Origin of the sequence: Paraburkholderia sp. J94 (assembly GCF_905220285.1) — a bacterium.
In the GTDB taxonomy this organism is placed as follows: domain Bacteria; phylum Pseudomonadota; class Gammaproteobacteria; order Burkholderiales; family Burkholderiaceae; genus Paraburkholderia; species Paraburkholderia tropica_A.
Genome location: NZ_CAJMZH010000009.1, coordinates 337835 through 362546 on the forward strand (window position 1 = coordinate 337835; position 24712 = coordinate 362546).

Below are 24712 nucleotides of genomic sequence, written 5' to 3' on the forward strand. Positions count from 1 at the left end.
CCGCGCTGCGCCGCAACAAGCCGGCGCGCGCCGTGATGCCTCGCCTCATGGTACAGGAAGGGCCGCGTGCGCCACATCGGGGCGAATCCGGGCAAAACTGGGCGATCGCGGACGATGGCGGGCACATCGCCGACACGTCAGGAAGGCGTTGCGCACATGCGGCTTGCCTTTGCGCACGCGAGTGCCAGGATGAAGGAAGGGACGCGCGTCGAGCGCGTTCCGGCGGCGGCGCAGCGGGCAGGTCGGGCAGAAATGATTTCGCGCCGTCGCGGCTCCCTTGGGGAGTGCGTCATGGTTCATGGCGAATTGAGGATCCTGGTGGCGGCGCTCGCCGTCTTCGTCGCCCTGGCGGGTCTCGCGGCAGCCATTCACGGCCTGCTTTTCGACAAGCACGATGTCGTGGTCTACGGACTGGCGACGGTGGCGGGCGGCATCGCCGCGTTCGTCGTCATGCTGACCGTGCATCCGAAGGATCTCGAAATCGAGCATCGCCAGCATCGCGAGTCGTGACGTCTGGAGCGGCCGCGTTCGCGCACGCTCGTCGTTGCGATGCAGCATGCGCCCGCGCAATGCGGGTGCGGGAGTGGGCGTTTGTGTGCCGATTGTGTGCGCAACGGCGCGTCTATCGGTCTGCAATCGCGTTTGCGGGGTTTTGTTGCAGCGCTTTCGGTCCCACGCACGCATCGGCCTGCTGCGCGCGCGGCGAAAATCGGGCCGCGACGAAGGTTTCGCCCGTGTGACAAAGTCGTCCTTGCGGGCCGCAGGAAGTGTCCTAAAGTGAATCCAATCAACCGCCGCAAACGTGTCGCGCAAGACGGCATCCGCGGCGGTTGATGTGTTGTCCCGCGCGCAAGCCGAGGAGGAGCAACAAGTCGTGACGAGCAGTCATTGAATGCGCGGCCCGCTGAACCTCTCAACCTGAGGCATTCCCATGCAGATCCAGTTTCCGAATGAAGTCCCTGAGTATTCGGGACGCGCACTGACGTTGGCGTTTCCGGCGATGATCGATGGGGAAAGGGTGGAATGTACGATCACGGCGGCGGCGCTGGAAGATCACTTCGGCGCGGCTTCGCCGCGTGCCGAGGACATGCTCGACGCGTTCGATCATCATCGCGAGAGCATCGAGGCGGTCGCACGCAGGCTGCTCTCCGAAACCCGCGCGCAGTGCCTGACGCTGCGTAGCGGTTACGTGCGTTTCGTGCAGGCGCACGGCGCACGATCTTGAGTTGAGTGAGCTTGTCTGAGCGCGCGATGCGCTGAAAGCCACCCATCGCCTCTGCACGCCGGATGCCTTGCGCCGGCGCTTCATCACGCCACGCGCCCCTCTTGCGGGCGCGTGGCCGTTTTGAGCCGCCGTTTTGCACCGTCGCTAAATCATGCGCCGCAGCGTGTTGTCGCGGAACACCAGATGGTGCCCGATGGCCGCGAGCGCATGCACGCCGATCACCCAGTAGAACGCATTGCCGATCAGTTCGTGCGCTTCCTTGATGAACTGGCGCGCGATGGGATCGGCGCCCACCAGCACGATCTGCAGGTCGATGCCCGCGAGCGTGACCGGACGCCCGGCGGTGTTGATCATCAGGATGCCGAGCAGCGGCTGCACGAAGATAAACAGATAGAGCGCCAGATGCACGAGCCGCGAGAGAAACGTGAGCACGCGGTTCGAGTCGATGTCCTGCGGTGCGCCGTGCCAGAGCCGCCACAGGAGCCGCAGCACCGCGAGCGCCAGCACGAGCGTGCCGCACCAGAAATGCACGTTGCTCCAGAATGCGCGGCTGTCCGAACCTTTCGGCCCGCGTATTTCGATCGCGAGATAGGTCAGCGCGACGAGCAGGAAAATGATCCAGTGAAAGAAGATGGCGGGCTTCGAATAGCGTTCTGCGGCGGCGGGATAACTGGCCACGGACGGCTCCTTTGTGCGGGGATCGTTCTGGTGTGAATTCCGTATGATAAGTAGCCCGCGCGGCGGCGTGCGGCTGCATGACCGTTTAGCTTGACGTGGCTACCGGAGATTTGCCGCGAATCCCCGTGACGTAAACGCAAAACGGGCGGCCCGAAGGCCGCCCGCTTCATTCGAGACGCTGTCTCTATCGCCTCTATCGCGCCGGCGTCACTCGCCGCCGAGATAGAAGTAGCGGAACAGGAACACGGCCGCGATGATCCAGACGATCAGGCGCACGTCGCGCAGACGGCCCGTCAGCAGCTTCAGGCCCGCGTACGAGATGAAGCCGAACGCGACGCCATTGGCGATCGAGTACGTGAACGGCATCGCCAGCGCGGTCAGCGCGGCGGGCACGACTTCGGTGGCGTCGTCCCAGGGCAGGTCGGCCAGTTCGCGCAGCATCAGGCACGAAACGTAGAGCAGCGCCGGCGCGGTCGCGTAGGCGGGCACGACGCCCGCGAGCGGCGCGACGAACAGGCAGGCGAGGAACAGCACGGCCACGGTCAGCGCGGTGACGCCCGTGCGGCCGCCCGCTTGCACGCCCGAGGCGCTTTCGATATACGCCGTCGTCGACGAGGTGCCGAGCACCGAACCCGCGAGAATCGCGGTGCTGTCCGCGAGCAGCGCGCGGTTCAGTCGGTGCATCTTGCCGTGCACGAGCAGGCCCGCGCGGTTCGCGACGCCCATCAGCGTGCCGGTCGCGTCGAACAGTTCGACGAGGAAGAACACCAGCACCACGTTCAGGATGCCGGTCGAGAGCGCGCCCTTGATGTCGAGTTGCGCGAAGGTCGGCGCGATCGAGGGCGGCGCCGAGAAGATGCCGTGGAACTGGTTGCCGCCGAAGAAGAACGACAGAACCGTCACGCCCACGATGCCGATCAGGATCGCGCCGCGCACCTTGAGCACGTCGAGCGTCACGATCACGAAGAAGCCGATGATCGCGAGGATCGTGTGCGGATCGTGCAGGTTGCCGAGCGCGACCAGCGTGGCCGGATTGCCGACGATCACGCCCGAGGTCTTGAGCGAGATGATCGCGAGAAAGAGGCCGATACCCGAGGTGATCGCCACCCGCAGCGAGTGCGGAATCCCGTTGATGATCGCCTCGCGCACGCGCAGCAGCGTGACGATGAAGAACAGGCAGCCCGAGATGAACACGGCGCCGAGCGCGGCTTGCCACGTGAAGCCCATGCCCTTGACCACCGCGTACGCGAAGTACGCGTTCAGGCCCATGCCGGGCGCGAGCGCGATCGGATAGTTCGCATACAGGCCCATGATGATCGACGCCAGCGCCGCGACGAGGCAGGTGGCGACGAACACCGATTCCTTCGGCATGCCGGCGTCGCCGAGGATCGCCGGGTTCACGAAGATGATGTAGGCCATCGTGAGGAAGGTGGTGAAGCCGGCGAGCACTTCGGTGCGCAGGTTCGTGCCTGCCTCTTCGAAGCCGAAATAGCGTTTGATGGCGTCCATGAAGGTTGGGCCTTGAGATTCGAGCAGTGGATTTGTTGTTGGGATCGGCGTCGGCGGACGGGCGGCGGAGCGCATCCGGGTCGCGCGGATCGTGTGGTTGAAGCGGTTACGGGCGGGATTGTAAACAATTGTCCGCGCCGCGCCGAAATGCCGACGCGAATCGCGTGGAAGCGCTGCAACAGTGCGTGCTGTAAGGATAGAAAGGGATGCGCGCGCAACTTCCCTGCAGCGGGAAGCCCGGCGAAAAAAGGGGCGAAAGCGTTGGGGAAAAACGCGAGGTGAACCGAGACGAAAATCGCGATCGATCAGGGCGCGCGAACAGCACAACGCTCGCACGCCGGGCCGTCTGCGAGGAGCGGACCGTCATTCCCGCTTTCGGCGGGTCTGGCGCGCGGGCGAATGCCGTGGCGCGCCTGCACGTGAGCGCTTACTGCACCGATTGCGGCATGGCACCCGTTGCGTGCGCCGCGCGGCGTTGCGCGACGATGGCGCCCGCGCGCTGCGCGTTTTCGGGGTAATCGATCCAGTCGAGCGGATCGTAGCCCGCCGCGCGCCACTCGACGAGATCGGCGCGGACTTGCGCGCGCGTCATCGGCTGCGAGGGGTCGTAGGGCTGCGCGGAGGCCGGCAGCGAGGCGAAACAGCACGCGGCGGCGAACACGCCAAGCGCGGCACGTGAAAGGGAAGTCATGATACGTCCTTTCGTCTTAGGGATAACCCTTAAAAGTATAGGTGCTATCCCGATAATCGAAAGGGATGATTGAGTCTTTCGTTATGCCGCGTGAATGTCGTCAGCCCCGCCCCGCGCCGCGTTCACGGGATTGGCGGTATTCGCCGGGGCGCATGCCGGTCCACTTGCGGAAAGCCCGGTGAAAGGCGCTCGGTTCCGCGAAACCGACGGCGGCCGCCACGTCGGCGACCGCGCGCGTGGGGTCTTGCAGCGCGGCCAGCGCGAGGTCGCGGCGCAGCTCGTCCTTGATCGTCTGGCAGCGCTGGCCTTCCTGATGCAGCCGCCGCCGCAGCGTCGCGGGCGCGACGTTGAGCAGGCGCGCGATGGCGTCGGCGTCCGGCCACGCGCTCACGGGCAGGGCGCGCAGCGCGCGGCGCACACGCGCCGCGAACGCGCCCGGATTGCGGTACTTCACGACGAAATTGCCCGGCGCATTGCGCAGGAACGCGCGCGCCGAACTGGCCGTCTGGATCACGGGCAGATCGAGAAATGCGGGCGCGAGGTCGAACCACGACTCGGGCTGATCGAAGCCGATGTCGTCGCAGATCATCGACTGGTACTCGTGTGCGTCGGCGGGCGGCGCGCAGCGAAAGCGCGCCGCCGCCACCGGAATGCGCCGCCCGACCAGCCAGCTCAGCAAGCCGTAGACGAGGATGAACCACGTCGCGTAGGCGAACATCGCGGGCGCGCGCACGCCCGCGCGATGCACGAGCGTGACGCGCACGCGCGTGGCGTCGATGTCGATTTCGCCTGCGAGGTCGTCGAGCACGAGGCGCATGAAGTGGACGGTGCGCTGCAACGCCTGGCGGCCTGTGCGCGCGCCGAGCGCCGCGTGCGTCATCGCGACGAAGCTGCCGCTTTTCATGGCGTGCGAATCCTGGCCGAAGAATTCGTCGTCGAGCGCGCGCGCGATGCCGGACCACAGCGCGCCGTATTGCGCCGCGCTGATGCGCGCGCGCGGCGCGTCGAGCAGATCCGCGCCGATGCCTGCGGCATCGAGAACCGGCGACACATCGAGCCCCTGAGCACGCGCGAGCGCCAGCGTCTCGTTGACGAGACTCATCGCAATCGTGCCTTTTTCGCTCACTCTGCTGGTTTTCCCTGACTGCAAGGACTGGCCTCCGGTGGGGTTGTCGCAGACGATATGGTAAATCCGCTCAGTCAGTTTGATCGTGGCGGGCATCGAATGCCAGTGCGCCGATGCCTAAACTTTTCGCGAGCCTTGCAGCGGTGCGCGGCCGGGGCCACAGTGGCAGCAAGGCTGTGGACGACGCCGATCCACGACACGCGCCGCGCGGCATGAGACACGAAGGGGACAAACATGGACGAGTTCTATACCGAAGACCAGCGCATGATCCGCGACGCGGCGCGCGATTTCGCCACGGAGCGCCTCGCGCCCCACGCGGCGCAATGGGACCGCGACGCCAGGCTGCCCGACGAGGTCGTCGCGCAACTGGGCGAACTGGGCCTGCTTGGCATGATCGTGCCGCAGGAGCAGGGCGGTTCGTACACCGACTACGTGGCCTATGCGCTCGCGATGGAGGAGATCGCCGCGGGCTGCGCCTCGTGCGCGACGCTCATGAGCGTGCACAACTCGGTCGGCTGCGGCCCGATCCTGCAATACGGCACCGACGCGCAGAAGGACCGCTGGCTCGCGAAGCTCGCGAGCGGCGAGATGATCGGCGCGTTCTGCCTGACCGAGCCGCAGGCGGGCTCTGAGGCGAACAATCTGCGCACGCGCGCCGAGCTGCGCGACGGCCAGTGGGTGCTCAACGGCAACAAGCAGTTCGTGACCAATGGCGCGCGCGCGAGCCTCGCGATCGTGTTCGCGGTCACCGACCCGGACGCGGGCAAGCGCGGCATTTCCGCGTTCGTGGTGCCGACCGATACGCCGGGTTTCAACGTCGGGCCGCCCGAGAAGAAGATGGGCATTCGCGCTTCGGATACCTGTCCGATTGCCTTCGTCGATTGCGCGATTCCCGAAGCGAACCTGCTCGGCCAGCGCGGCGAGGGCCTGAAAATCGCGCTGTCGAATCTCGAAGGCGGGCGTATCGGCATCGCGGCGCAGGCGCTGGGCATCGCGCGCGCGGCCTTCGACGCGGCGCGCGCCTACGCGCACGAGCGCGTGCAGTTCGGCGAGCCGCTCATCAAGCATCAAAGCGTCGCGAACATGCTGGCGGACATGCACACGCGCATCAATGCCGCGCGCCATCTCGTGCATCACGCGGCGCGCCTGCGCACGCTCGGCAAGCCGTGTTTGTCGGAGGCTTCGCAGGCCAAGCTCTATGCGTCGGAAATGGCCGAGGAAGTGTGTTCGCACGCGATCCAGATTCACGGCGGCTATGGCTTCCTCAACGACTATCCGGTCGAGCGCCATTACCGCGACGCACGCATCACGCAGATTTACGAGGGCACGAGCGAAGTGCAGCGCATGGTGATCGCGCGTCAGCTTTGACGAAGCGCGATGAAGTTGCAAAGGATGGCTAAATAAATAAACGATAGAGACTGGAGACGACGATGACCGGGTTCACCCCTTCCGCGCAGGCCTTCATCGACGCACGCGATCTGCTGCAGCGTCACCGCACCGACTACGCGCGCGCTTACGCGGAATTCGCGTGGCCGACGCTCGATACGTTCAACTGGGCGCTCGATTACTTCGACGTGATTGCGCGCGGCAATGCGAATCCTGCGCTCTGGATCGTCGACGATCTCGCGAGCGGCGGCACGCAATATTCCTATGCGCAAATGGCCGAGCGCTCGGCGCGCGTGGCGAATTTCCTGCGCGAGCAGGGCGTGGGGCGCGGCGACCGGCTGCTGCTGATGCTGCCGAACCGCGTCGAACTCTGGGACGTGATGCTCGCGGCGATGAAGCTCGGCGCCGTGGTGCTGCCCGCCACCACGCAGCTTTCGCCCGACGACGTGCGCGAACGCGTGGAAGCGGGCGGCGCGCAATACGTCGTGGTGGATGCGGCCGAACTCGCGAAATTCGACGCGCTGGATGCGAACGTGAAGCGCATCGCGGTGGGCGCGCCGAACGTCGGCGCGCCGTGGATCGATCTGTCGCGCGCCTATGAGGCGAGCGCCGCGTTCGCGCCCGACGGCCCCACGCGCGCCAGCGATCCGATGCTGCTCTACTTCACCTCGGGCACGACTTCGAAGCCCAAGCTCGTCGAGCATACGCATCAGAGCTATCCGGTGGGCCATCTGTCGACGATGTACTGGATCGGCCTCGTGCCCGGCGACGTGCACTGGAACATCAGCTCGCCCGGCTGGGCCAAGCACGCGTGGAGTTGCTTCTTCGCGCCGTGGAATGCGCAGGCCTGCGTGTTCGTCTACAACTACGCTCGCTTCGTGCCGAAAGACACGCTGAACGCGATCGTGCAATGCGGCGTGACCACGCTGTGCGCGCCGCCGACCGTGTGGCGCATGCTCGTGCAGGAGCCGCTCGCGAGCTATCCGGTGAAGCTGCGCGAGATCGTTGGCGCGGGCGAGCCGCTCAATCCCGAGATCATCGAGCGCGTGCGCCACGCCTGGAACATCACCATCCGCGACGGTTACGGTCAGACCGAAACCACCTGCCAGATCGGCAATTCGCCGGGCCAGCCGGTGGTGGCCGGATCGATGGGGCGGCCGTTGCCGGGTTATCGCGTCGAGCTCGTCGATCCCGACGATCAGCCCGTGAGCGAAGGCGAAATCGCGCTGCCGCTCGGGCCGGATTCGACGCTGCGTCCGCTCGGCCTGATGACCGGCTACGCGAACAACGCGAAGGCAAGCGAGTACGCCATGCGCAACGGCTACTACCACACGTCCGATGTGGCGATGCGCGGCGAGGACGGCTACTACGTCTACGTGGGCCGCGCCGACGATGTGTTCAAGTCGTCCGATTACCGGCTCAGTCCGTTCGAACTCGAAAGCGTGCTGATCGAGCACGAGGCGATTGCCGAAGCGGCCGTGGTGCCGAGCCCCGACGAACTGCGCCTCTCGGTGCCGAAGGCGTTCGTGATCGTGCGTCAGGGCTATGAGATCGGCCCCGATCTCGCGCGCGAAGTGTTCCGCTTTTCGCGCGAGAAACTCGCGCCGTACAAGCGCATTCGCCGGCTGCAATTCAGCGACTTGCCGAAGACGATTTCGGGCAAGATCCGCCGCGTCGAACTGCGCCGCCGCGAGATGGACCGCACGCCCGACACCGCGCGCCAGCCCGACGAATACTGGGAAGAGGATTTCCCCGAACTGCGCGGCTGAGCCCGCGCGCGCATGGAGTCACGCCATGATCGAATTCGAGTATCTGCATGAAGGCGCGGTCGCGCTCATCACGCTCGCGCGGCCGCCCGCGAACGCCTTTACCGTGGACGGCTTGCGGCAGTTTCAGCAGGTCGTCGAAGCGTTCGACCGCGAGGCGCAGGTGCGCGCGATCGTCGTCACGGGCAATGGGCCGAAGTTTTTCAGCGCGGGCGCTGATCTGAACGCCTTCGCCGACGGCGACCGCGAAGCCGCGCGCACGGCGGCCACGGCGTTCGGCGCGGCGTTCGAGACGCTGCAAAGCGCACGCGCGGTGACCTTCGCAGCCATCAACGGTTATGCGATGGGCGGCGGTCTCGAATGTGCGCTCGCCTGCGATATCCGCGTGGCCGAAGAACACGCGCAGATGGCGCTGCCCGAGCCCGCCGTGGGTTTGCTGCCGTGCGGATGCGGCACGCAGACGCTGCCCTGGCTCGTCGGCGAAGGCTGGGCCAAGCGCATCATTCTCACGGGCGAGCGCGTGGATGCGGCTACGGCGCTGCGCATCGGTCTCGTCGAGGAAGTGGTGCCGCAAGGCGGCGCGCGCGAGGCCGCGCTCGCGATGGCCGCGCGCGTCGCGGGGCTGAGTCCGCAAGCGGTCACGTTCAGCAAATCGCTGATTCATCAGGCGCGCAACGGCGTGCCGCGCGGCGCGGCGCTCGCGGTCGAGCGCGAGCGTTTCGTCGATTTGTTCGATTCGCCCAACCAGCGCGAGGGCGTCAACGCCTTTCTGGAAAAACGCAAACCGCGCTGGCATATTGAAACGGAGAGCTAAGTAATGAATGCACGACCGGAAGCCACGCGGCTGGCCGTTGGGGAAACGGAGGCGCAAACGCCAGCGGAAAGCGAAGTGCTGTACCGCGTGGTCAATCGCGTCGCGATCGTCACGCTTAATCGTCCCGCCGCGCTCAACGCGCTCTCGCACGCGATGGTGCGCGAGCTGGCCGTGCTGATCGAACGCGCGCGTCACGACCGCGATGTCGTCGCGCTCGTGCTCGAAGGCGCGGGGCCGAAGGGCTTTTGCGCGGGCGGCGACGTGCGCGCGATCGACCGGCTCGCGCGTGCGGGCGAGCGGTTCGGCGAAGACGGCTGGCAGCAGTTTTTCGTCGACGAATACCGGCTCGATTACGCGCTGCATACCTTCGAAAAACCGGTCGTCGCGCTGCTCGACGGCGTGACGATGGGCGGCGGCATGGGGCTCGGCCAGGCGGCGTCGCTGCGCGTGGCGACCACGCGCACGAAGATCGCGATGCCCGAGACGCGCATCGGTTTGCTGCCCGATGTGGGCGCCACGCATTTTCTCGCGCGCATGCCCGCGCACTTCGAGCTTTACGTCGGGCTGACCGGCGCGATGCTCAACGGCGCGGACGCGCTGCACGTGCATCTCGCCGACGCCTGCGTGCCGGGCGACTGGCTCGACGGCTACGAGGCGCGGCTCGCGCAGGTGTCGTTCGACGATGGCGTGTATGACGCGCTGCGGCAGGTGTTCGAGACGCCTGGCGACGACGCGAACGCGAGTCCGCTGGCCGCGCGCGAGCCGCTGATCGCGCGGCACTTCGACCGGCGCGCGCGCGTCGAGCAGATCGTCGCCTCGCTGCGCGCCGATCTCGAACGCGAGCCCGCCGACCTGGCCGACGATGAGCGCCAGTGGCTCGAAGCGACGCTCGACGCGCTCACGCATTATTCGCCGACGATGCTCGAAGTCACGCGCGAGGCGCTGCTGCGCGGCCGTCATGCGACGCTCGCGGAGAGCTTCCGCATGGAGCTGGGTATCGTCGTGCACGCGATCGAGGCGGGCGACTTTTGCGAGGGCGTGCGCGCGCATCTCGTCGACAAGGACCGCGCGCCGCGCTGGGCGCCCGCGACGCTCGCCGAATTGCGCGAGCAACGCGTGCAGCAATTTCTCGCGTCGCCGTGGCGCGTGGAGGACCATCCGCTGGCCGACCTCGGCGCGTAAGCGCGACGCAATAGAAAACGCCCGCCGTGCGCAAGGCACGGCGGGCGTTTTCACCTCTGCGATCCGAGACGGGCGCTTACACGCGCGCGGATCTCACAGATAGCTGCAGCAGTAGTCGAGCGTTTCGACCACGTCGATGTCGAAGCGGCTCTTGCCCGGCACCGAGAACGACTCGCCCGCTGCGTAGGTCTTCCATTCTTCGCTGCCGTCGAGACGGATGCGGCACTTGCCGGCTTGCACTTCCATCAGCTCGGGCGCGTCGGTGCCGAAATTCAGCTGGCCAGGCAGGATCACGCCGAGCGTCTTGCGCGTGCCGTCCGCGAACAGCACCGTGTGCGAGACGCACTTGCCGTCGAAGTACACGTTCGCTTTGCGGATTACGGAAACCTGGTCGAATTGCGTTGCTGCCGTCATGGCGGTCTTCCTCTGAGTCGTCGTGAATGAATGCGTGGGCGCTTCGCCGCGCGGGGCGGCGCGCGAAGCGCGGCCCGCCATCATACCGGCTCCCGGTGCGCGCGGCGCGTCCGAAACGTATTCGCCGATCGCTCACGCCGGCAACGAATGCCGACACGCGCGGCGCGTCCGCGCCGACATATTTCGTAATCAGTGTTTACAGAAAATTAACATGTAATTACAATTGCGACAGCGAATGAGAATCATCCTCATTTGCAAATAACATAAATCACAGGATTCCGGAAGGGTTGCGTGGCGCGTGACGCCCGGCTCTATCCCGTCTCCGCCTTCGATCAAGCCGCTCACCATGTCCGCTCACATCCCGAGTCGGATGCGCACAGTCGCGTCCGTCGCAGCCCTCTATTGCTCTGGATTCTTCGCCGCGACCGCCGCGCATGCGCAAGCCGCACCTGCCGAGCCCGCTTCCGCCAGCGCGGCCAGCGCGGCCACCTCGACGCCCACGCCGAACGCCGCCGACGCCATGCTGCCCGCCGTCAAGGTGAGCTCGTCCGCGCCTTCGGACATGCAGACGAAGACGCTTTCGTCGTACAAGTTCACGTCGCCGCTCATCGACACGCCGCGTTCGATCACGGTGATCCCGGAGGAAGTGCTGAAGCAGAAGAACGTGTCGACGTTCCAGGACGCGCTGCGCACGGTGCCGGGCATCACCTTCCTCGGCGGCGACGCGGCGGCGAATCCGTCGGCGGACCGTCCGGTGATCCGCGGCTTCGAATCGCGCAACTCGATCTTCGTCGACGGCATGCGCGACTCGGGCGTGCAGAACCGCGAGACCTTCGACGTCGAGAACATCAGCGTCGTGAAGGGCCCGGATTCGGTGTACGCGGGACGCGGCTCGGTGGGCGGCAGCATCGACATCACGACCAAGACGCCGCAGGCCGATAACTTCATCAATGGCAGCATCGGCCTGGGCACGGACAGCTATCGCCGCGCGACCATCGACTGGAACCAGAAGTTCAACGACACCACGGCGTTCCGCCTGAACGTGATGGGCCACGACGCCGACCAGGCGGGCCGCACCAACGTCTACAGCAAGCGCTGGGGCGTGGCGCCCTCGATCGCGTTCGGCCTGAACTCGCCGACCACGGTCACGCTGAGCTACTACCACCTGAACACCTACGACATGCCGGACTTCAGCGTGCCGTTCCGCTCGACGGGCGGCACGCCGGTGCAGAGCGACCGCAGCCAGTTCTACGGCCTGAACTCGCGCGACTATCGCTACGGCCAGACCGACACGGGCGAAGTGAAGGTCGAGCACCGCATCAACGACGCGTGGAAGATCAAGAACACGACGATGTTCGGCCGCTCGACGCTCGACTACGTGGCGACCAATCCGCAGCTCACGAGCGCGACCTCGAACATCCTCAGCCTGCAGGCCAAGAGCGGCAAGTACGCGACCAATAGCGTGTCGAACCAGACCGAGGCGAACGGCAAGTTCGATCTCTACGGCATGCGCCACACGCTCACCGCGGGCGTGGAGTTCAGCCACGAGCAGGACCTCTACGAGGGCTATCTGGTCACCGACTCGAAGGGCAACAACATCCGCTCGGGCGGGCCGTGCTCGGTGGCGTACAACTGCACGCCGCTCGGCAGCTGGAACCCGGACAATCCCTGGACCGGCAGCATCCTGCTGAACGGCGACAAGAGCTTCCCCGGCCCGGCGACGCACACGCAGACCAATATCGCCTCGGCGTATCTGTTCGACAGCGTGCAGCTTTCCGAGCGCTGGATCTTCAACGCGGGCATGCGCTTCGACCGCTACGACGTGACCGCCGAGCAGGCGGGCGTGGCGAATCTGAACAACACGTCGAACCTGTTCAGCTATCAGTTCGGCCTCGTGTTCAAGCCGATCAACACGGTGAGCCTGTACGCGTCGTATGGCACCTCGGCGAATCCGCCGGGCGCGAACTCGGGTCTGGGCGGCGGCACCGACCAGATCACGGCGACCAACCAGGACCTCGCGCCCGAGCGCTCGCGCAACATCGAAGTGGGCGCGAAGTGGGACGTGCTCGATCGCCGTCTGTCGCTGACCACGGCGCTGTTCCAGACCGACAAGACCAACGCGCGCGTCAGCGACGGCCTGGGCGGCACGATCAACGCAGGCTCGCAGCGCGTGCGCGGCTTCGAGTTCGGTTTCGCGGGCAACGTGACGGAGAAGTGGGCCGTGTTCGGCGGTTACTCGTATCTCGATGCGATCACGACCAACGCGGGCCCGACGAGCCCGGCGCTCTCCGGCCTGCCGATGGTGATGGTGCCCAAGCACAACTTCACGCTGTGGACGAGCTATGACGTGCTGCCGAAGCTGAACATCGGCGCGGGCGCGACGGTGTCGAGCCTGACGTATGCATCGGTGTCGGCGACTTCGCGCAAGTGGACGCCGGGCTACGCACGCTTCGACGCCTCGGCGACGTGGCGCGTGTCGAAGAAGATCGATCTGCAGCTCAACGTGAACAATATCTTCGACAAGAAGTATTACCAGAGCGCGTATCCGATCTACGCAACCTGGGCGCCGGGCCGCTCGGCGATGGTCACGATGAACTTCTATCAGTGATGCGGGATTGAGTGGTGTTAGTGAAAAAGGGGCGCTTGCGGGCGCCCCTTTTTTTGTTGGTGTGCGGTGTGTCACTGACTGTGTGACCAGCGCGCCCTTACTCCGCCGTCACCGTCACCGACGCCTCGGACGTCAGCATCATGAACGTGAAGCTTTCCTGCAGATAGAGCTTCACGCTCTTGTCGTCGTGCGAGGCATAGCCGATCGACACGTCCTGGCCCAGATGCAGCGCGAAGTCGCCGCCGCGCGTCGTGAGGATGCTGCCGCCTTCGATCGCCGGCGCCCAGATGATCTCGCCGTTCACGAGGCGGCGGATGTGTTCGAGAATCGGATAGCCCTGATCGCTTGCCTCGCTCACGGCCGTGTACGCGTCAGAGCCCAGCAGCACCGCGTACGGGCCGTCCACGCCTTGCAGGCGCAGCTGTTCGAGCGCCTTGGCGATGACCGTCGGGTACTCGGCGATATCGGCGGGCAGCGGCAGCAGCGGATTCGACGTGCCTTCGCGAATGCCCGTGATCTGCGCGGCCTTGTAGCCGTCGAAGATCGCGCGGTCTTCGGCGAACGCGAGGCGCGTGGCCGCGTCTTTCGCGGGTTGCCAGTCGGAGTCGTCCGCGCCGCGTTCGACGTCGTCGATGGCGTCGCGCGAGAGTTCGAACGGCACGCGCAGTTCGACGATCGCCTTCACTTCGCGCTGGCGCGCGCGGATGCCTTCGAACGGCGCTTCGATGCCGTTCTGATGGCCGGTGCCGACCGCGGCGAGCGCCGCGCCGCCGGGGCCGTTCACGTCCACGACGCGGCGGCCCGCGAGCGAGCGCTTGAAGGTGCGCGCGACTTCTTCTTCGATCTGCGACCACGCGGCCGTGGAAATGGGCGCCAGCTCGCGATGCAGGTTATTCATACCGGGGTGCTCCTTTGAGTGATCCGATGGTGAGCGAGCCGTCCGCGTTCGCGGCGGCCGTCTCGGTTTCCGTGTCCGGCGCGGAGGCGTCCGGCGTGTCGATGGTGTCGATCGTGGCGGCCGTGCCCGGCTCGTGGTCCGCGAGCGCTTCGAGCAGCGGCTGCGACGGCACGAAGAACAGCCCGCCGGTGACGGCGCGGCTGAAGTCGAGCAGGCGGTCGTAATTGCCCGGCGGCACACCGACGAACATGTTTTCCAGCATCTGCTCGATGGGCGCGGGCGTGCGCGCATAGCCGATGAAATACGTGCCGAACTCGCCCGAGCCCGGCCGGCCGAACGGCATGTTGTCGCGCAGGATCTTGATCTCGTTGCCGTCGGCGTCGTCGAGCGTGGTCAGCGAGCTATGCGACCAGCTCGGCTTCACGTCTTCGTCGAGCTCGATGTCCTGCAGCTTGGTGCGCCCGATGATGTGTTCCTGCGCTTCCACGGGCAGCGCGTTCCAGCCCTTCATGTCGTGCAGGTACTTCTGCACCAGCACATAGCTGCCGCCGCAGAAGTCCGGGTCCTCGTTTTCGCCGATCACGGTGAAATGGACCGCTTCGTTGCCGGTCGGATTCTCGGTGCCGTCGACGAAGCCGATCATCGCGCGCATGTCGAAGTTGCGGAAGCCGTGCACTTCGTCCTCGGTCGTGACCGCGCCGTCGAGCTTCTTCATGAGCTGCGTGGCGAGCTCGAAGCAGAGGTCGGTTTCGTCGGCGCGGATGTGCAGCAGGATGTCGCCCGGCGTGGCGACGGCCACGCGCTCGCCCTTGCCGAACTCGCGGAACGGGTGCAGCTCGGCGGGACGCGGCTCGCCGAACAGCTTGTCCCATGCGTCGGACGAAAAGCCGACCACGCACGAGAGGTTGCCGGCGGGCACGCGCTTGCCCACGGCGCGCACGAGATTGGCGACGTCCGCGCACCAGGCGCGCACGGCGGCGCGGCTGGCGGCATCCTCGTTGACGGACAGGACGATGAAGAAGGCGCTGCGGGTGACGGCGCTGGAGACGGACTGCGGTTCCTGCGTGAGTGAGGCCGGCGTCATGGTGTGGGGTTTCGCTCGTGGAGTCGGATTCGGATGCGGATGCGGTGCCGCGCACGCAGCGTGCGGCGCGCGCGGCGGGAAGCTTTCGGTTCCCTGCCGGGCGCGCGCGGGGAGCGTGGGGGCCAGTGCCGCATAGTGTAATCAAACTCGCGGAAACGGGCGGTTTGCAGGTAAAAGGCGCGCGTGCGACGATAGCCCTGTCCTGTCAGCGGAGAGAGCAGCCATGTGGGATCACACCGAACATGAAGGCTTCGAAATCTGGGTGCTGCCGATTCCGGCATTCGGGCCACGCTCGCCCGAGCCGCTGTTCCACTACAGCGGCTATATCTGCCGGCACGGCGCGGACGCGCATCTGGACGGGCGCAGCGTGCGCTTTCACGATCTGATGCGCAATTACATCGGCCCCGACGCGGCGCTCGACGCCGCTTACGCCGACGCGCGCACGCGCATCGACCGCTTTCACGCCACCGGCAGCTGGGCCGAGTCGCACGCTTAGCGGGGCGCACGCCCAACGCCGTAACCGACGGGCGGCGCGCCGCGCGAATTCAGCGGCTGCCGGAAATGATCAGCATGACCGGACGGCCCTCGCAGCCTTCGCTGCCCGGCATCGTCAGCACGTGCCAGCCGGGCGGCTCGCCGGGCGCGGCGAGGTCGGGGCGGCGCACGCGGTCGCTGCCGTCGTTGTCGCGGTCCACGTAGGTGGTCAGCACGTTGAACGGCCAGGACGCGCGCCGCAGCCGCTCGTGCACGAGCGAGCCGACCCAGATCGGTGTGTCGCCGGGCGCGAGCGCATAGCCGGTCGGCCAGAAGCGCAGCACGTCGCGGCGGCTGCCCGGCCGCTGCGGATCGTCGGGCAGATGCAGGCGCGCGAACATCAGTGGCGACGGCTGGCCGTTGTTCAGCTTCGGCAGCAGCGGCAGCGAGAGCGCGTCGACGTTCGGCGCGACCAGCGAGAGCACGCTTTTGACCGTGAACCGCGCCCCCTCGCTCCAGCCCGCGTCGCGCAGCGCGCGGCGCAAGTCGGCGGCGCTGGCGGCCCACTGGAGCGTCATCGGCTCGCGGCGTTCGCCTTTCATGTCCACGCGGTAGCACGCGAAGGTGCGCCAGAGCGTGTCGGTCCACGCCATCTGGCTCACGATCACGGGCGGCTCCTGCTCGCGCGACTCGACGGCGGCCTCGCGCTCGGCCGCGCCGCGCTGCAGCACGAACGCCAGCACCAGCACCGCGAGCACGATCGACGGCATGACGTTGCGCTCGGGCGGACGCTGCGGATAGCGCCACAGCGACAGCAGCACGACCGCCGCGACCCAGATCGAGGCGAAGGCCGCGCCGCCGATCGCATCGGAGAACAGGAAGCGGTCGAAGTAGAGGCCCGCGAAGGTCACCGACACCACGATCGCGTTGCCGAGCGTCGCCACGATGGCGGCCTGCGGCATGTTCGCGCGCCGCACCAGCAGAAACATCATGAAGCCGTAGACGATCACCATCGACGCCACGCGGTCGCTCGGAAACACATACGCGCCCACGTGCGCCGCCGCGCCCACGTCGTGATGGATCAGGATGCGCAGCAGCAGGATCAGCACCTGCGAGACGCCCGCGGCCAGCATCCAGTACGCGATGGTGCGCCAGCGCCGCTCGAGCGCCATCCAGGCCGTCACGGTCACGACCAGCATCGCGAGCGTGAGATTGCTGCCGAGCGTTTCGACGCGCGCGAGCACGTCGTCGGCCCAGGTGGTGTGGATCGAATGCAGGAAGAGGCGCACCGACTGGTCGACCTGCACGAGCGGATCGCCGCGCAGCAGATTGCTCAGCACGTACGAGAACACGGCCGCGCATAGCGGCACCAGCGCCGTCACCACCAGCACGGCGCCGAGCGCGGGCTGCTTCGGATCGAGCAGGCGCGCGATGCGCCGCGCCGCCGCGCTTTCGCCGTGGCGCGAAGCCCAGTGCGCCGCGCCGAGCCGCGAGGCGCTCGCCCATTGGTCCAGATGCACGAGCAGCACGTGCGTGAAGCGCCAGATCAGCCAGAGCGCGAGCGCGATCATCGCGAGCGCGACCACGAGCCGGAACGACACCGCGCCCGCCAGTTGCAGCGACGCGCCGAACACCACGCCCGGCACGATATGCGCGGGCGCCCAGACCAGCGCGGAGATCACGTTCATGACGAAAAAGCGCATCGGCGTCATGCCCGCCATGCCCGCGACGATCGGCACCACGGCGCGCAGCGGCCCGACGAAGCGCGCGAGGATCACGCTGCGCGTGCCGTGGCGCGCGAAGTAGGCTTCGGCTTTTTCGAGGATTTCGGGGTGGCGGCTGAACGGCCAGATCTTGACGATGGAGTCGCAGTAGCGGCGGCCGAGCCAGAAGCTCAGCGCGTCGCCGCCCACCGCGCCCACGATCGCGCAGACGAACAGCCAGCCGAGATTGAGCGCGCCCGTGCCCGCGAAGGCGCCCGCGATGAACATCGCCGTGCTGCCCGGAAAGAACGTGCCGACGAGCGCGAGCGATTCGACGAACGCCGCGAACAGCACGAACGCGAGCGTCCAGCCGGGATACTCGGCGAGCAGGTGCAGCAGGTGGACGTAGGCGTGCTCCATCGACGCTCGGTTGGGAGCCGCGCGGGTGGCGCGGCGGTGGGTTGGCGTGGGGCGCGGCGCGTAGCGTCATCGACGTCATCGACGTCATTGCGCCGGGAGCGAATCGTGCCGCGTCCCATCCGCAATATAACCGGGGTCGGATTTGCGCGCGCGGTGGCGCTCCGGCAGCGTCGTGGACGGGCGACGGGTTGCGCCCGCCGCATCCGCATCGACCCCGCCGCGCCCATGAAAAACGCCCCGCGGCGTGCGCGAGGCACGCGCTGCGGGGCGCGAGAGCGGCCGCCGCGCGCGGCGGCGGCATCGGCGTATCAGTGCTTGACGGCCTCCATCGGCAGCAGGCCGGTCTGGCCGTAGAACTCCTGAGCCGCGAACGCCTCGCGTTCCTTACGGGCGCGCGCGCTGGTGTCGAGGCGCGAGACCGCCCAGATGCCGATGAACGCGAGCGGCACCGAAATGAGCGCCGGGTTGTCGAGCATGACGAGCGCGTGCGCGTGATGCAGCACGTCGACCCACACTGACTTCGAGAACAGCGTGAGCAGCACCGAAGCCGCGAGGCCGAGCGCGCCGCCCGCCACCGCGCCGCGCGTGGTCATGCCGCGCCAGAAGATCGACATCACGAGCACCGGGAAGTTGGCGCTGGCCGCTACAGCCGCGACGAGGCCGACGAGAAACGCCACGTTCGCATGCTCGAACAAAATGCCGAGGCCGATGGCGATCACGCTGAGCGTGAGCGTCGCCACGCGCGAGATGCGCATTTCGCGGCGTTCGTCCTTGCGACCGCGCGCGAGCCAGCTTGCGTAGAGGTCGTGCGAAACGGTGGTCGCGCCCGAGAGCGTGAGACCCGCCACCACGGCGAGGATCGTCGCGAACGTGACCGCCGCGATGAAGCCGTAGAACAGGTTGCCGCCCACTGCCTGCGCGAGCTTCACGGCCACCATGTTCGAGCCGCCGAGCAGGTCGCTGGTCAGGTTGAAGTGGCCGTCGGCGTCGAGGCGGAAGAACTCGGGATGCTGCGCGAGCAGCGCGATCGCCGAAAAGCCGATCACGAAGGTCAGCAGATAAAAATAGCCGATGAAGCCCGTCGCGTAGAACACCGACTTGCGCGCTTCCTTCGCATTCGGCACCGTGAAAAAGCGCATCAGGATGTGCGGAAAGCCCGCCGTGCCGAACATCAGCGCAATGCCGAGCGAGAGCGCGTTGAGCGGGTCGCGGATCAGCTTGCCGGGCGCCATGATGCTGAGCGCGCCCGGATGCACGTTCACGGCCTGGCGGAACATCTCGTTCGGACTGAAGCCGAAATGCGCGAGCGCGAGAATCGCCATGAAAGTCGCGCCGCACAGCAGCAGCGCGGCCTTGATGAGCTGCACCCACGTGGTCGCGGTCATGCCGCCGAAGAACACGTAGATCACCATCAGCGCGCCCACCACGATTTCGGCGATCCAGTAGTCGAGGCCGAACAGCAGCTCGATCAGCTTGCCCGCGCCCACCATCTGGACGACCAGATAGAAGATCACCACGACGAGCGAATTGGCCGAGGTCATCATGCGGATCGGGCCTTGCGCGAAGCGGTAGGCGACCACGTCGGCGAAGGTGAATTTGCCGAGATTGCGCAGCGGCTCCGCGATCAGGAACATCACGAACGGCCAGCCGACGAGAAAGCCGATCGAGTAGATCAGGCCGTCGAAGCCGAAGATGAACACCATGCCCGAGAGCCCGAGGAACGAGGCCGCCGACATGTAATCGCCCGCGATGGCGAGGCCGTTCTGGAAGCCGGTGATGCCGCCGCCGCCCGTGTAGAAGTCGCGCGTGGTGCGCGTGCGGCGCGCGGCCCATTGCGTGATGCCCAGCGTGACGAGCACGAACAGCAGGAACATGCCGATGGCGACGGGATTGTGCTGATGCGGCGGCATCGGCGCGGCCGGGCCTGCGGGCACGTTGGCGTGCGCGAGCGCGGCGGCCGTGGCGAGCGTGCCGCCGAGTGCGAGCGCGCTGAAGGAGCGAAGCGAATGAAGCGAGCGCATCATGCCGTCACCTCGTGTTGCAGCCGGGCGATCAGCGCGCGCATGGCCGGGTCGAAGCGGCGATTCGCGCGCAGCACGTAAAGACCGGTCAGCGCGATGGCGCCGAGAATGATGCCCACGCCGACGATGATGCCGATGCTCGTGGTCGCGCCCGCATAGAGCGGATGCGCAAGCTGATGCGGCGCGAGCGCGACGATCAGGATGAAGCCGTAATACAGGGCGATCATGAGCGCGGTGAGCGAGAAGCTGAAGCGGCGGCGTGCCGCGACGAGCTGCCGGTACTCGGGATGCGCCTTGATCGTGTCGATCGAGGATGAGGCCATAGGTGTCTCCTTGCCAGTGCCGCCAGATGGCGACGGACGAACGGGGCCGGGCCACCTTTACGGGGTTGCCTGACACTTTCTCCGACGGGAACGCTGTGTTTTTATGAGTGCGCCGCGCCGCGATGGAGCGGGGCGGCGCGCGCTGGTGTTGATGCGCGTTGTTTTTATTGGGTGCTGCGTGCTGCGGGTTTCTGGTTTTAGTCGAGCGTGCTCACGAGTTCCGGCACAGCAGCGAACAAATCGCCGACGAGACCGTAATCGGCGACGGTGAAGATCGGCGCTTCTTCGTCCTTGTTGATCGCGACGATCACCTTCGAGTCTTTCATGCCTGCCAGATGTTGAATTGCGCCGGAAATACCGACGGCCACGTAAAGCTGCGGCGCGACGATCTTGCCGGTTTGTCCGACCTGATAATCGTTCGGCACATAGCCCGCGTCTACAGCGGCGCGCGATGCGCCGAGCGCGGCGTTGAGTTTATCGGCGAGCGGTTCGAGCACCTTAGTGTAGTTCTCGCCGCTGCCCAGACCACGACCACCCGAGACGATGATCTTCGCGCTCGTCAGTTCGGGGCGATCGAGTTTCGTGACTTCACGATTGATGAATTGCGATTTTCCGTTGTCGGCTGCTGCTTCGATTTTTTCGATTGAAGCGCTGCCGCCTTCTGCGGCAACCGCATCGAATGCCGTGGTGCGAACCGTGATCACCTTGATCGCGTCTTGTGATTGCACGGTCGCGATGGCGTTACCCGCATAGATCGGACGTTCGAACGTATCGGCATTCTCGACCGCGGTGATATCGCTGATCTGCGCGACGTCGAGTTTCGCGGCGATACGCGGCGTGACGTTTTTCCCGCTTGCCGTGGCGGGCGCGAGAATATGTGAATACTGCTTCGCGATGGAAAGAACCGTCGCTTCGATGTTTTCCGCAAGACCTTGTTCGAGTTGCGGCGCATCGGCGAGCAAGACTTTGCCAACACCGACGATTTTCGCCGCCGCATCCGCCGCCGCTTGCGCGTTATGGCCCGCGATCAGCACATGCACATCGCCGCCAATTTTCTGCGCCGCTGCAACCGTATTCAGCGTCGCCGCTTTAATCGACAGATTGTCGTGTTCTGCAATTACCAGATTCGTCATTTTCGATTCGCTCCTCACAGCACCTTGGCTTCGGTCTTCAGCTTCTCGACCAGCGTTTTCACGTCAGGCACCTTCACGCCTGCGCTGCGCTTGGGCGGTTCCGAAACCTTCAGCGTCTTCAAACGCGGAGCGACATCCACGCCGAGAGCGGCGGGCGTGATCGTTTCGAGCGGCTTCTTCTTCGCCTTCATGATATTCGGCAGCGTGACGTAGCGCGGCTCGTTCAGACGCAGATCGGTGGTGACCACTGCGGGCAGCGAGAGCGACAAAGTTTCCGCGCCGCCATCGACTTCACGCGCGACCGTGGCTTTACCATCCGCCACCGTGATTTTCGAAGCGAACGTCGCTTGCGGCAGATCCGCCAGAGCGGCGAGCATCTGGCCGGTCTGATTCGAATCGTCGTCGATGGCCTGCTTGCCGAGAATCACCAGCGAGGGCTGTTCTTTATCGACGAGCGCTTTTAGCAATTTGGCCACGGCCAGCGGCTGCAAATCCTCATTCGATTCGATCAGCACCGCACGATCCGCGCCAATTGCCAACGCGGTGCGCAGCGTTTCCTGTGCCTGCGAAACGCCAGCGGAAACCGCGATGACCTCGGTAGCAATCCCCGCTTCCTTCAACCGCACCGCTTCTTCAACCGCAATTTCATCGAACGGATTCATCGACATTTTCACGTTCGCGATATCCACGCCCGTGCCGTCCGACTTCACACGAACCTTCACGTTGTAATCGACCACGCGTTTGACGGGTACAAGAATCTTCACAGCATGTCTCCTGTTCCAACGGTTTTATTCAAGCGGGCTTAAATCACGCCCTTGTCTTTCAATTGTGCGAGTTGTTCGTCGCTATAGCCGAGCGACGCGAGCACGTCGCGCGTGCCTTCGCCGAGTTGCGGCGGCGCGCGGCGCACGGGCATGCGTTCGCCGTCGAAGCGCCACGGCGGCGCGAGCACCGGCGTCGTGCCGCTTTCGGTATCGGGATGCGGCTGCTGCGTCACGAGTCCCGCATCGGTTGCGCGCTTCGAGAGCAGCGCTTCGCGCAGGCCCGCGACTTCGCCGCACGGAATGCCCGCGCCCGCGAGCCGTTCGAGCAGCAGCTTGCGCCCACGGCTCGCCAGTTCGCGTTCGAGTTCCGGCACGAGCGTCGCGCGATTCTGCGAGCGCAGGATGTTGGTCTTGTAGCGCGCGTCGTCGGCGATATCGGGGCGCTCGATCACTTCGCGCGCGAAGCGTTCGAATTGCGCGTTATTGCCGACCGTGATGACGAGCGGACCATCGGCGGCGTCGAACACGCCATACGGCACGATCGACGGATGCGCGTTGCCGTAGCGCGGCGGATCTTCGCCCATCACGAGCGCTTCGAGACCGTAGTACGCGGTGATCATCAGGCCGCAATCGAACAGCGCCATTTCGATGTGGCGGCCGCGCCCGCTGCGCTCGCGTTCGTAGAGCGCGGCGAGCATCGCCTGCGCCGAATACATGCCGGTGAACAGATCGACGGCCGCGACGCCGAACTTCAGCGGCGGTTGACCGGCTTCGCCGTTCAGCGCCATCAGACCCGCCTCGCCCTGCACGACGAGGTCGTAGCCGGGACGCTTCGCTTCGGGACCGGTGCGGTCGTAGCCGGAAATCGAGCAATAGATGAGGCGCGGATTAATCGCGCTCAATTGCTCGTAGCCGAGCCCGAGTTTCTCCGCGCCGCCGAACTTGAAGTTCTGGATAAAGACGTCGCTGGTCTTCGCGAGTTCGCGCACGATCTCCTGCGCTTCGGGCGTTTGCAGATCGAGCGTGAGCGAACGCTTGTTGCGGTTCACGCTGTTGAAGTACGCGGTCTCGGTCTTGCCGATGCGCACGCCCCAGTCGCGCGTGTCGTCGCCGCGATCAGGGTGTTCGATCTTGATGACTTCCGCGCCGAGGTCGCCGAGCACCATCGCGCTCCACGGACCCGCGAGCACGCGCGACAGATCGAGGACGCGCACGCCCGAGAGCGGCAGGCCGGTGTTGTGAGTCTGCATCAGCAGGCACTCCTGGTTCGTTGTAGAGGGAAGGCCGCGCGCATCGCTGTATTGCCTCGCGCCGCCGCCTTCCCGTCGCCGGGTTCGAGCGAAGACGCGACGCTCAGGCCGCTGCGCGCGACAGCGCGATATAGCGCGCGAGATGATGATCCTCGTCGCCGAGTTGATGATCGATCATCACGAGACGCTTGGCGTAATGTGCGAGCGGCAACTCCCACGTCATGCCGATGCCGCCGTGCAACTGGATCGCTTCTTCGGCCACGCGCGCGCCGATGCGCCCGATCGTGACCTTGGCCGCCGAGAGCGCGCGCTCGCGTTCGACGCGCGGCGCGTCGATGGCCGCCGCCGCGTTGATCACCGACGAACGCGCCTGCTCGATTTCGAGCAGCAGATCGGCCATGCGATGCTGCAGCGCCTGGAAGCTGCCGAGCGGCACGCCGAACTGCTTGCGCGTGCGCAGATATTCGAGCGTGTGATCGCGTGCCACGTCCATCGCGCCCACCGCTTCCGAAGTCAGCGCGACGAGGCCGTAGCCGCATGCGTGTTCGAGCGTCGCGAAGCCCGTGCCCACCGCGCCGACGAGCGCATCCGCGCCCACTTGCACATGGTCGAGCGTGACTTCGGCCGCGCGTCCGCCATCGATCTTGCGATAGCCGCGCACGCTCACGCCTTGCGCGTTGCGCGGCACGAGAAACAGCGCAATTCCCGCTTCGTCGAATTCCGCGCCCGACGTGCGCGCCGAGACGAGCAGCATGTCGGCGTGTTCCGCATGCTGCACGACGCCTTTCGCGCCTTGCAGCAGCCAGCCGTCGCCGCTCTTTTCCGCCCGCGTGCTCACGCGCGCCGCTTCGTAATGCGAGCCCGGCTCGTCGTGCGCGAAGGCCGCGATCTGCGAGCCGTCGATCAACGATGCAATGCGCGCGCGCTGCGCCTCGTTGCCCGCATGCGCGAGCGCGCGGCCCACGATCAGCGTGTCGAGGAACGGCTCGACCACGAGGCCGCGCCCGAGCGATTCGAACACCACGGCAACGTCGAAACCCTGGCCGCCGAAGCCGCCATCCGCTTCGTCGAACAGCGCGCCGATCACGCCGAGTTCGGCGAAGCGCTGCCACATCGGCGCACTGAAACCTTCTGGCGAGCGCGCGATTTTATCGCGGCTATCGAAACCGTATTGCTCCGCGATGAAGCGATTGAGCGTATCCGCAAGCATGCGGCGGTCTTCGGTGTGCTGGAAGTTCATAGC

Annotated in this window: 22 protein-coding genes; 8 read left to right on the forward strand and 14 right to left on the reverse strand. The window is 66.2% G+C overall.

From position 1 onward, the window contains the following. Positions 1-156 precede the first annotated feature (156 nt). Positions 157-510 carry a DUF2964 family protein gene (locus tag U4Y88_RS37780; protein WP_415774478.1) on the forward strand — a complete coding sequence of 118 codons (354 nt, stop codon included), beginning with the start codon at positions 157-159 and terminating at the stop codon, positions 508-510. Positions 511-931: 421 nt separating this feature from the next. Further along, positions 932-1225, forward strand: a complete 294-nt coding sequence (locus U4Y88_RS21480; protein WP_224014410.1) for a DUF1488 domain-containing protein — start codon at positions 932-934, stop codon at positions 1223-1225. A gap of 144 nt (positions 1226-1369) precedes the next feature. On the opposite strand, the gene U4Y88_RS21485 is transcribed toward U4Y88_RS21480, so the two are convergent. The 4 genes from U4Y88_RS21485 to U4Y88_RS21500 all read right to left on the reverse strand — a co-directional run bounded on the left by U4Y88_RS21485 (position 1370) and on the right by U4Y88_RS21500 (position 5205). Beyond that, on the reverse strand, positions 1370-1903 hold the full coding sequence (locus U4Y88_RS21485) for a cytochrome b (protein WP_321786182.1): 534 nt from the start codon (positions 1901-1903) through the stop codon (positions 1370-1372). 207 nt (positions 1904-2110) lie between these two features. After that, complete coding sequence (locus U4Y88_RS21490; RefSeq protein WP_224014406.1) at positions 2111-3412, reverse strand: NCS2 family permease; 1302 nt, start codon at positions 3410-3412, stop codon at positions 2111-2113. 427 nt (positions 3413-3839) lie between these two features. Continuing rightward, on the reverse strand, positions 3840-4103 hold the full coding sequence (locus U4Y88_RS21495; protein ID WP_321786184.1) for a DUF4148 domain-containing protein: 264 nt from the start codon (positions 4101-4103) through the stop codon (positions 3840-3842). 100 nt (positions 4104-4203) lie between these two features. Then, positions 4204-5205, reverse strand: coding sequence for an AraC family transcriptional regulator (locus U4Y88_RS21500; RefSeq protein WP_321786185.1), 1002 nt, complete (start codon positions 5203-5205; stop codon positions 4204-4206). A gap of 258 nt (positions 5206-5463) precedes the next feature. Here U4Y88_RS21500 and U4Y88_RS21505 point away from each other — a divergent pair, with 258 nt between their 5' ends. The 4 genes from U4Y88_RS21505 to U4Y88_RS21520 all read left to right on the forward strand — a co-directional run bounded on the left by U4Y88_RS21505 (position 5464) and on the right by U4Y88_RS21520 (position 10377). Then, entirely contained in the window at positions 5464-6597 is a 1134-nt protein-coding gene (locus U4Y88_RS21505; RefSeq protein ID WP_321786187.1) for an acyl-CoA dehydrogenase family protein, read from the forward strand. Between the two features lie 62 nt (positions 6598-6659). Then, positions 6660-8384: an AMP-binding protein gene (locus tag U4Y88_RS21510; protein ID WP_321786189.1), complete on the forward strand. Its 1725-nt coding sequence runs from the start codon at positions 6660-6662 to the stop codon at positions 8382-8384. 25 nt (positions 8385-8409) lie between these two features. Beyond that, entirely contained in the window at positions 8410-9195 is a 786-nt protein-coding gene (locus tag U4Y88_RS21515) for an enoyl-CoA hydratase (RefSeq protein WP_224014398.1), read from the forward strand. A 3-nt stretch (positions 9196-9198) separates the two neighbouring features. Continuing rightward, complete coding sequence (locus tag U4Y88_RS21520) at positions 9199-10377, forward strand: enoyl-CoA hydratase/isomerase family protein (RefSeq protein WP_321786190.1); 1179 nt, start codon at positions 9199-9201, stop codon at positions 10375-10377. A 93-nt stretch (positions 10378-10470) separates the two neighbouring features. Here U4Y88_RS21520 and U4Y88_RS21525 read toward each other — a convergent pair whose 3' ends face one another. Further along, positions 10471-10791 carry a pyrimidine/purine nucleoside phosphorylase gene (locus U4Y88_RS21525; RefSeq protein WP_321786192.1) on the reverse strand — a complete coding sequence of 107 codons (321 nt, stop codon included), beginning with the start codon at positions 10789-10791 and terminating at the stop codon, positions 10471-10473. A gap of 370 nt (positions 10792-11161) precedes the next feature. On the opposite strand from U4Y88_RS21525, the gene U4Y88_RS21530 reads away from it, so the two are divergent. Further along, complete coding sequence (locus U4Y88_RS21530; protein ID WP_415774479.1) at positions 11162-13399, forward strand: TonB-dependent receptor; 2238 nt, start codon at positions 11162-11164, stop codon at positions 13397-13399. 97 nt (positions 13400-13496) lie between these two features. Here the strand turns inward: U4Y88_RS21530 and U4Y88_RS21535 are convergent, their stop codons facing one another. Together U4Y88_RS21535 and U4Y88_RS21540 are read right to left on the reverse strand one after the other, a co-directional pair. Next, on the reverse strand, positions 13497-14297 hold the full coding sequence (locus U4Y88_RS21535) for a family 1 encapsulin nanocompartment shell protein (RefSeq protein WP_310633060.1): 801 nt from the start codon (positions 14295-14297) through the stop codon (positions 13497-13499). After that, complete coding sequence (locus U4Y88_RS21540) at positions 14290-15381, reverse strand: Dyp-type peroxidase (protein ID WP_224014387.1); 1092 nt, start codon at positions 15379-15381, stop codon at positions 14290-14292. The genes U4Y88_RS21535 and U4Y88_RS21540 overlap by 8 nt, the downstream gene beginning before the upstream one ends. A gap of 223 nt (positions 15382-15604) precedes the next feature. Between U4Y88_RS21540 and U4Y88_RS21545 the strand changes: the two genes are divergently transcribed. Next, positions 15605-15877, forward strand: coding sequence for a hypothetical protein (locus tag U4Y88_RS21545; protein ID WP_310633062.1), 273 nt, complete (start codon positions 15605-15607; stop codon positions 15875-15877). A gap of 49 nt (positions 15878-15926) precedes the next feature. Here U4Y88_RS21545 and U4Y88_RS21550 read toward each other — a convergent pair whose 3' ends face one another. The 7 genes from U4Y88_RS21550 to U4Y88_RS21580 all read right to left on the reverse strand — a co-directional run bounded on the left by U4Y88_RS21550 (position 15927) and on the right by U4Y88_RS21580 (position 24709). Further along, complete coding sequence (locus U4Y88_RS21550; RefSeq protein WP_321786196.1) at positions 15927-17978, reverse strand: VTT domain-containing protein; 2052 nt, start codon at positions 17976-17978, stop codon at positions 15927-15929. Positions 17979-18286: 308 nt separating this feature from the next. Next, a complete protein-coding gene (locus U4Y88_RS21555; RefSeq protein ID WP_415774483.1) occupies positions 18287-19999 on the reverse strand; it encodes a cation acetate symporter in 1713 nt (570 codons plus the stop codon). Then, on the reverse strand, positions 19999-20322 hold the full coding sequence (locus U4Y88_RS21560) for a DUF485 domain-containing protein (protein ID WP_310633065.1): 324 nt from the start codon (positions 20320-20322) through the stop codon (positions 19999-20001). The genes U4Y88_RS21555 and U4Y88_RS21560 overlap by 1 nt, the downstream gene beginning before the upstream one ends. 197 nt (positions 20323-20519) lie before the next feature. Continuing rightward, positions 20520-21455 (reverse strand): electron transfer flavoprotein subunit alpha/FixB family protein, encoded by a 936-nt coding sequence (locus U4Y88_RS21565; RefSeq protein ID WP_321786199.1) that lies wholly within the window; start codon positions 21453-21455, stop codon positions 20520-20522. Positions 21456-21469: 14 nt separating this feature from the next. After that, positions 21470-22219, reverse strand: a complete 750-nt coding sequence (locus tag U4Y88_RS21570) for an electron transfer flavoprotein subunit beta/FixA family protein (RefSeq protein ID WP_321786201.1) — start codon at positions 22217-22219, stop codon at positions 21470-21472. 38 nt (positions 22220-22257) lie between these two features. Next, on the reverse strand, positions 22258-23469 hold the full coding sequence (locus U4Y88_RS21575; RefSeq protein WP_321786202.1) for a CaiB/BaiF CoA-transferase family protein: 1212 nt from the start codon (positions 23467-23469) through the stop codon (positions 22258-22260). Between the two features lie 103 nt (positions 23470-23572). Next, positions 23573-24709 carry an acyl-CoA dehydrogenase gene (locus U4Y88_RS21580; RefSeq protein ID WP_321786204.1) on the reverse strand — a complete coding sequence of 379 codons (1137 nt, stop codon included), beginning with the start codon at positions 24707-24709 and terminating at the stop codon, positions 23573-23575. Positions 24710-24712 lie beyond the last annotated feature (3 nt).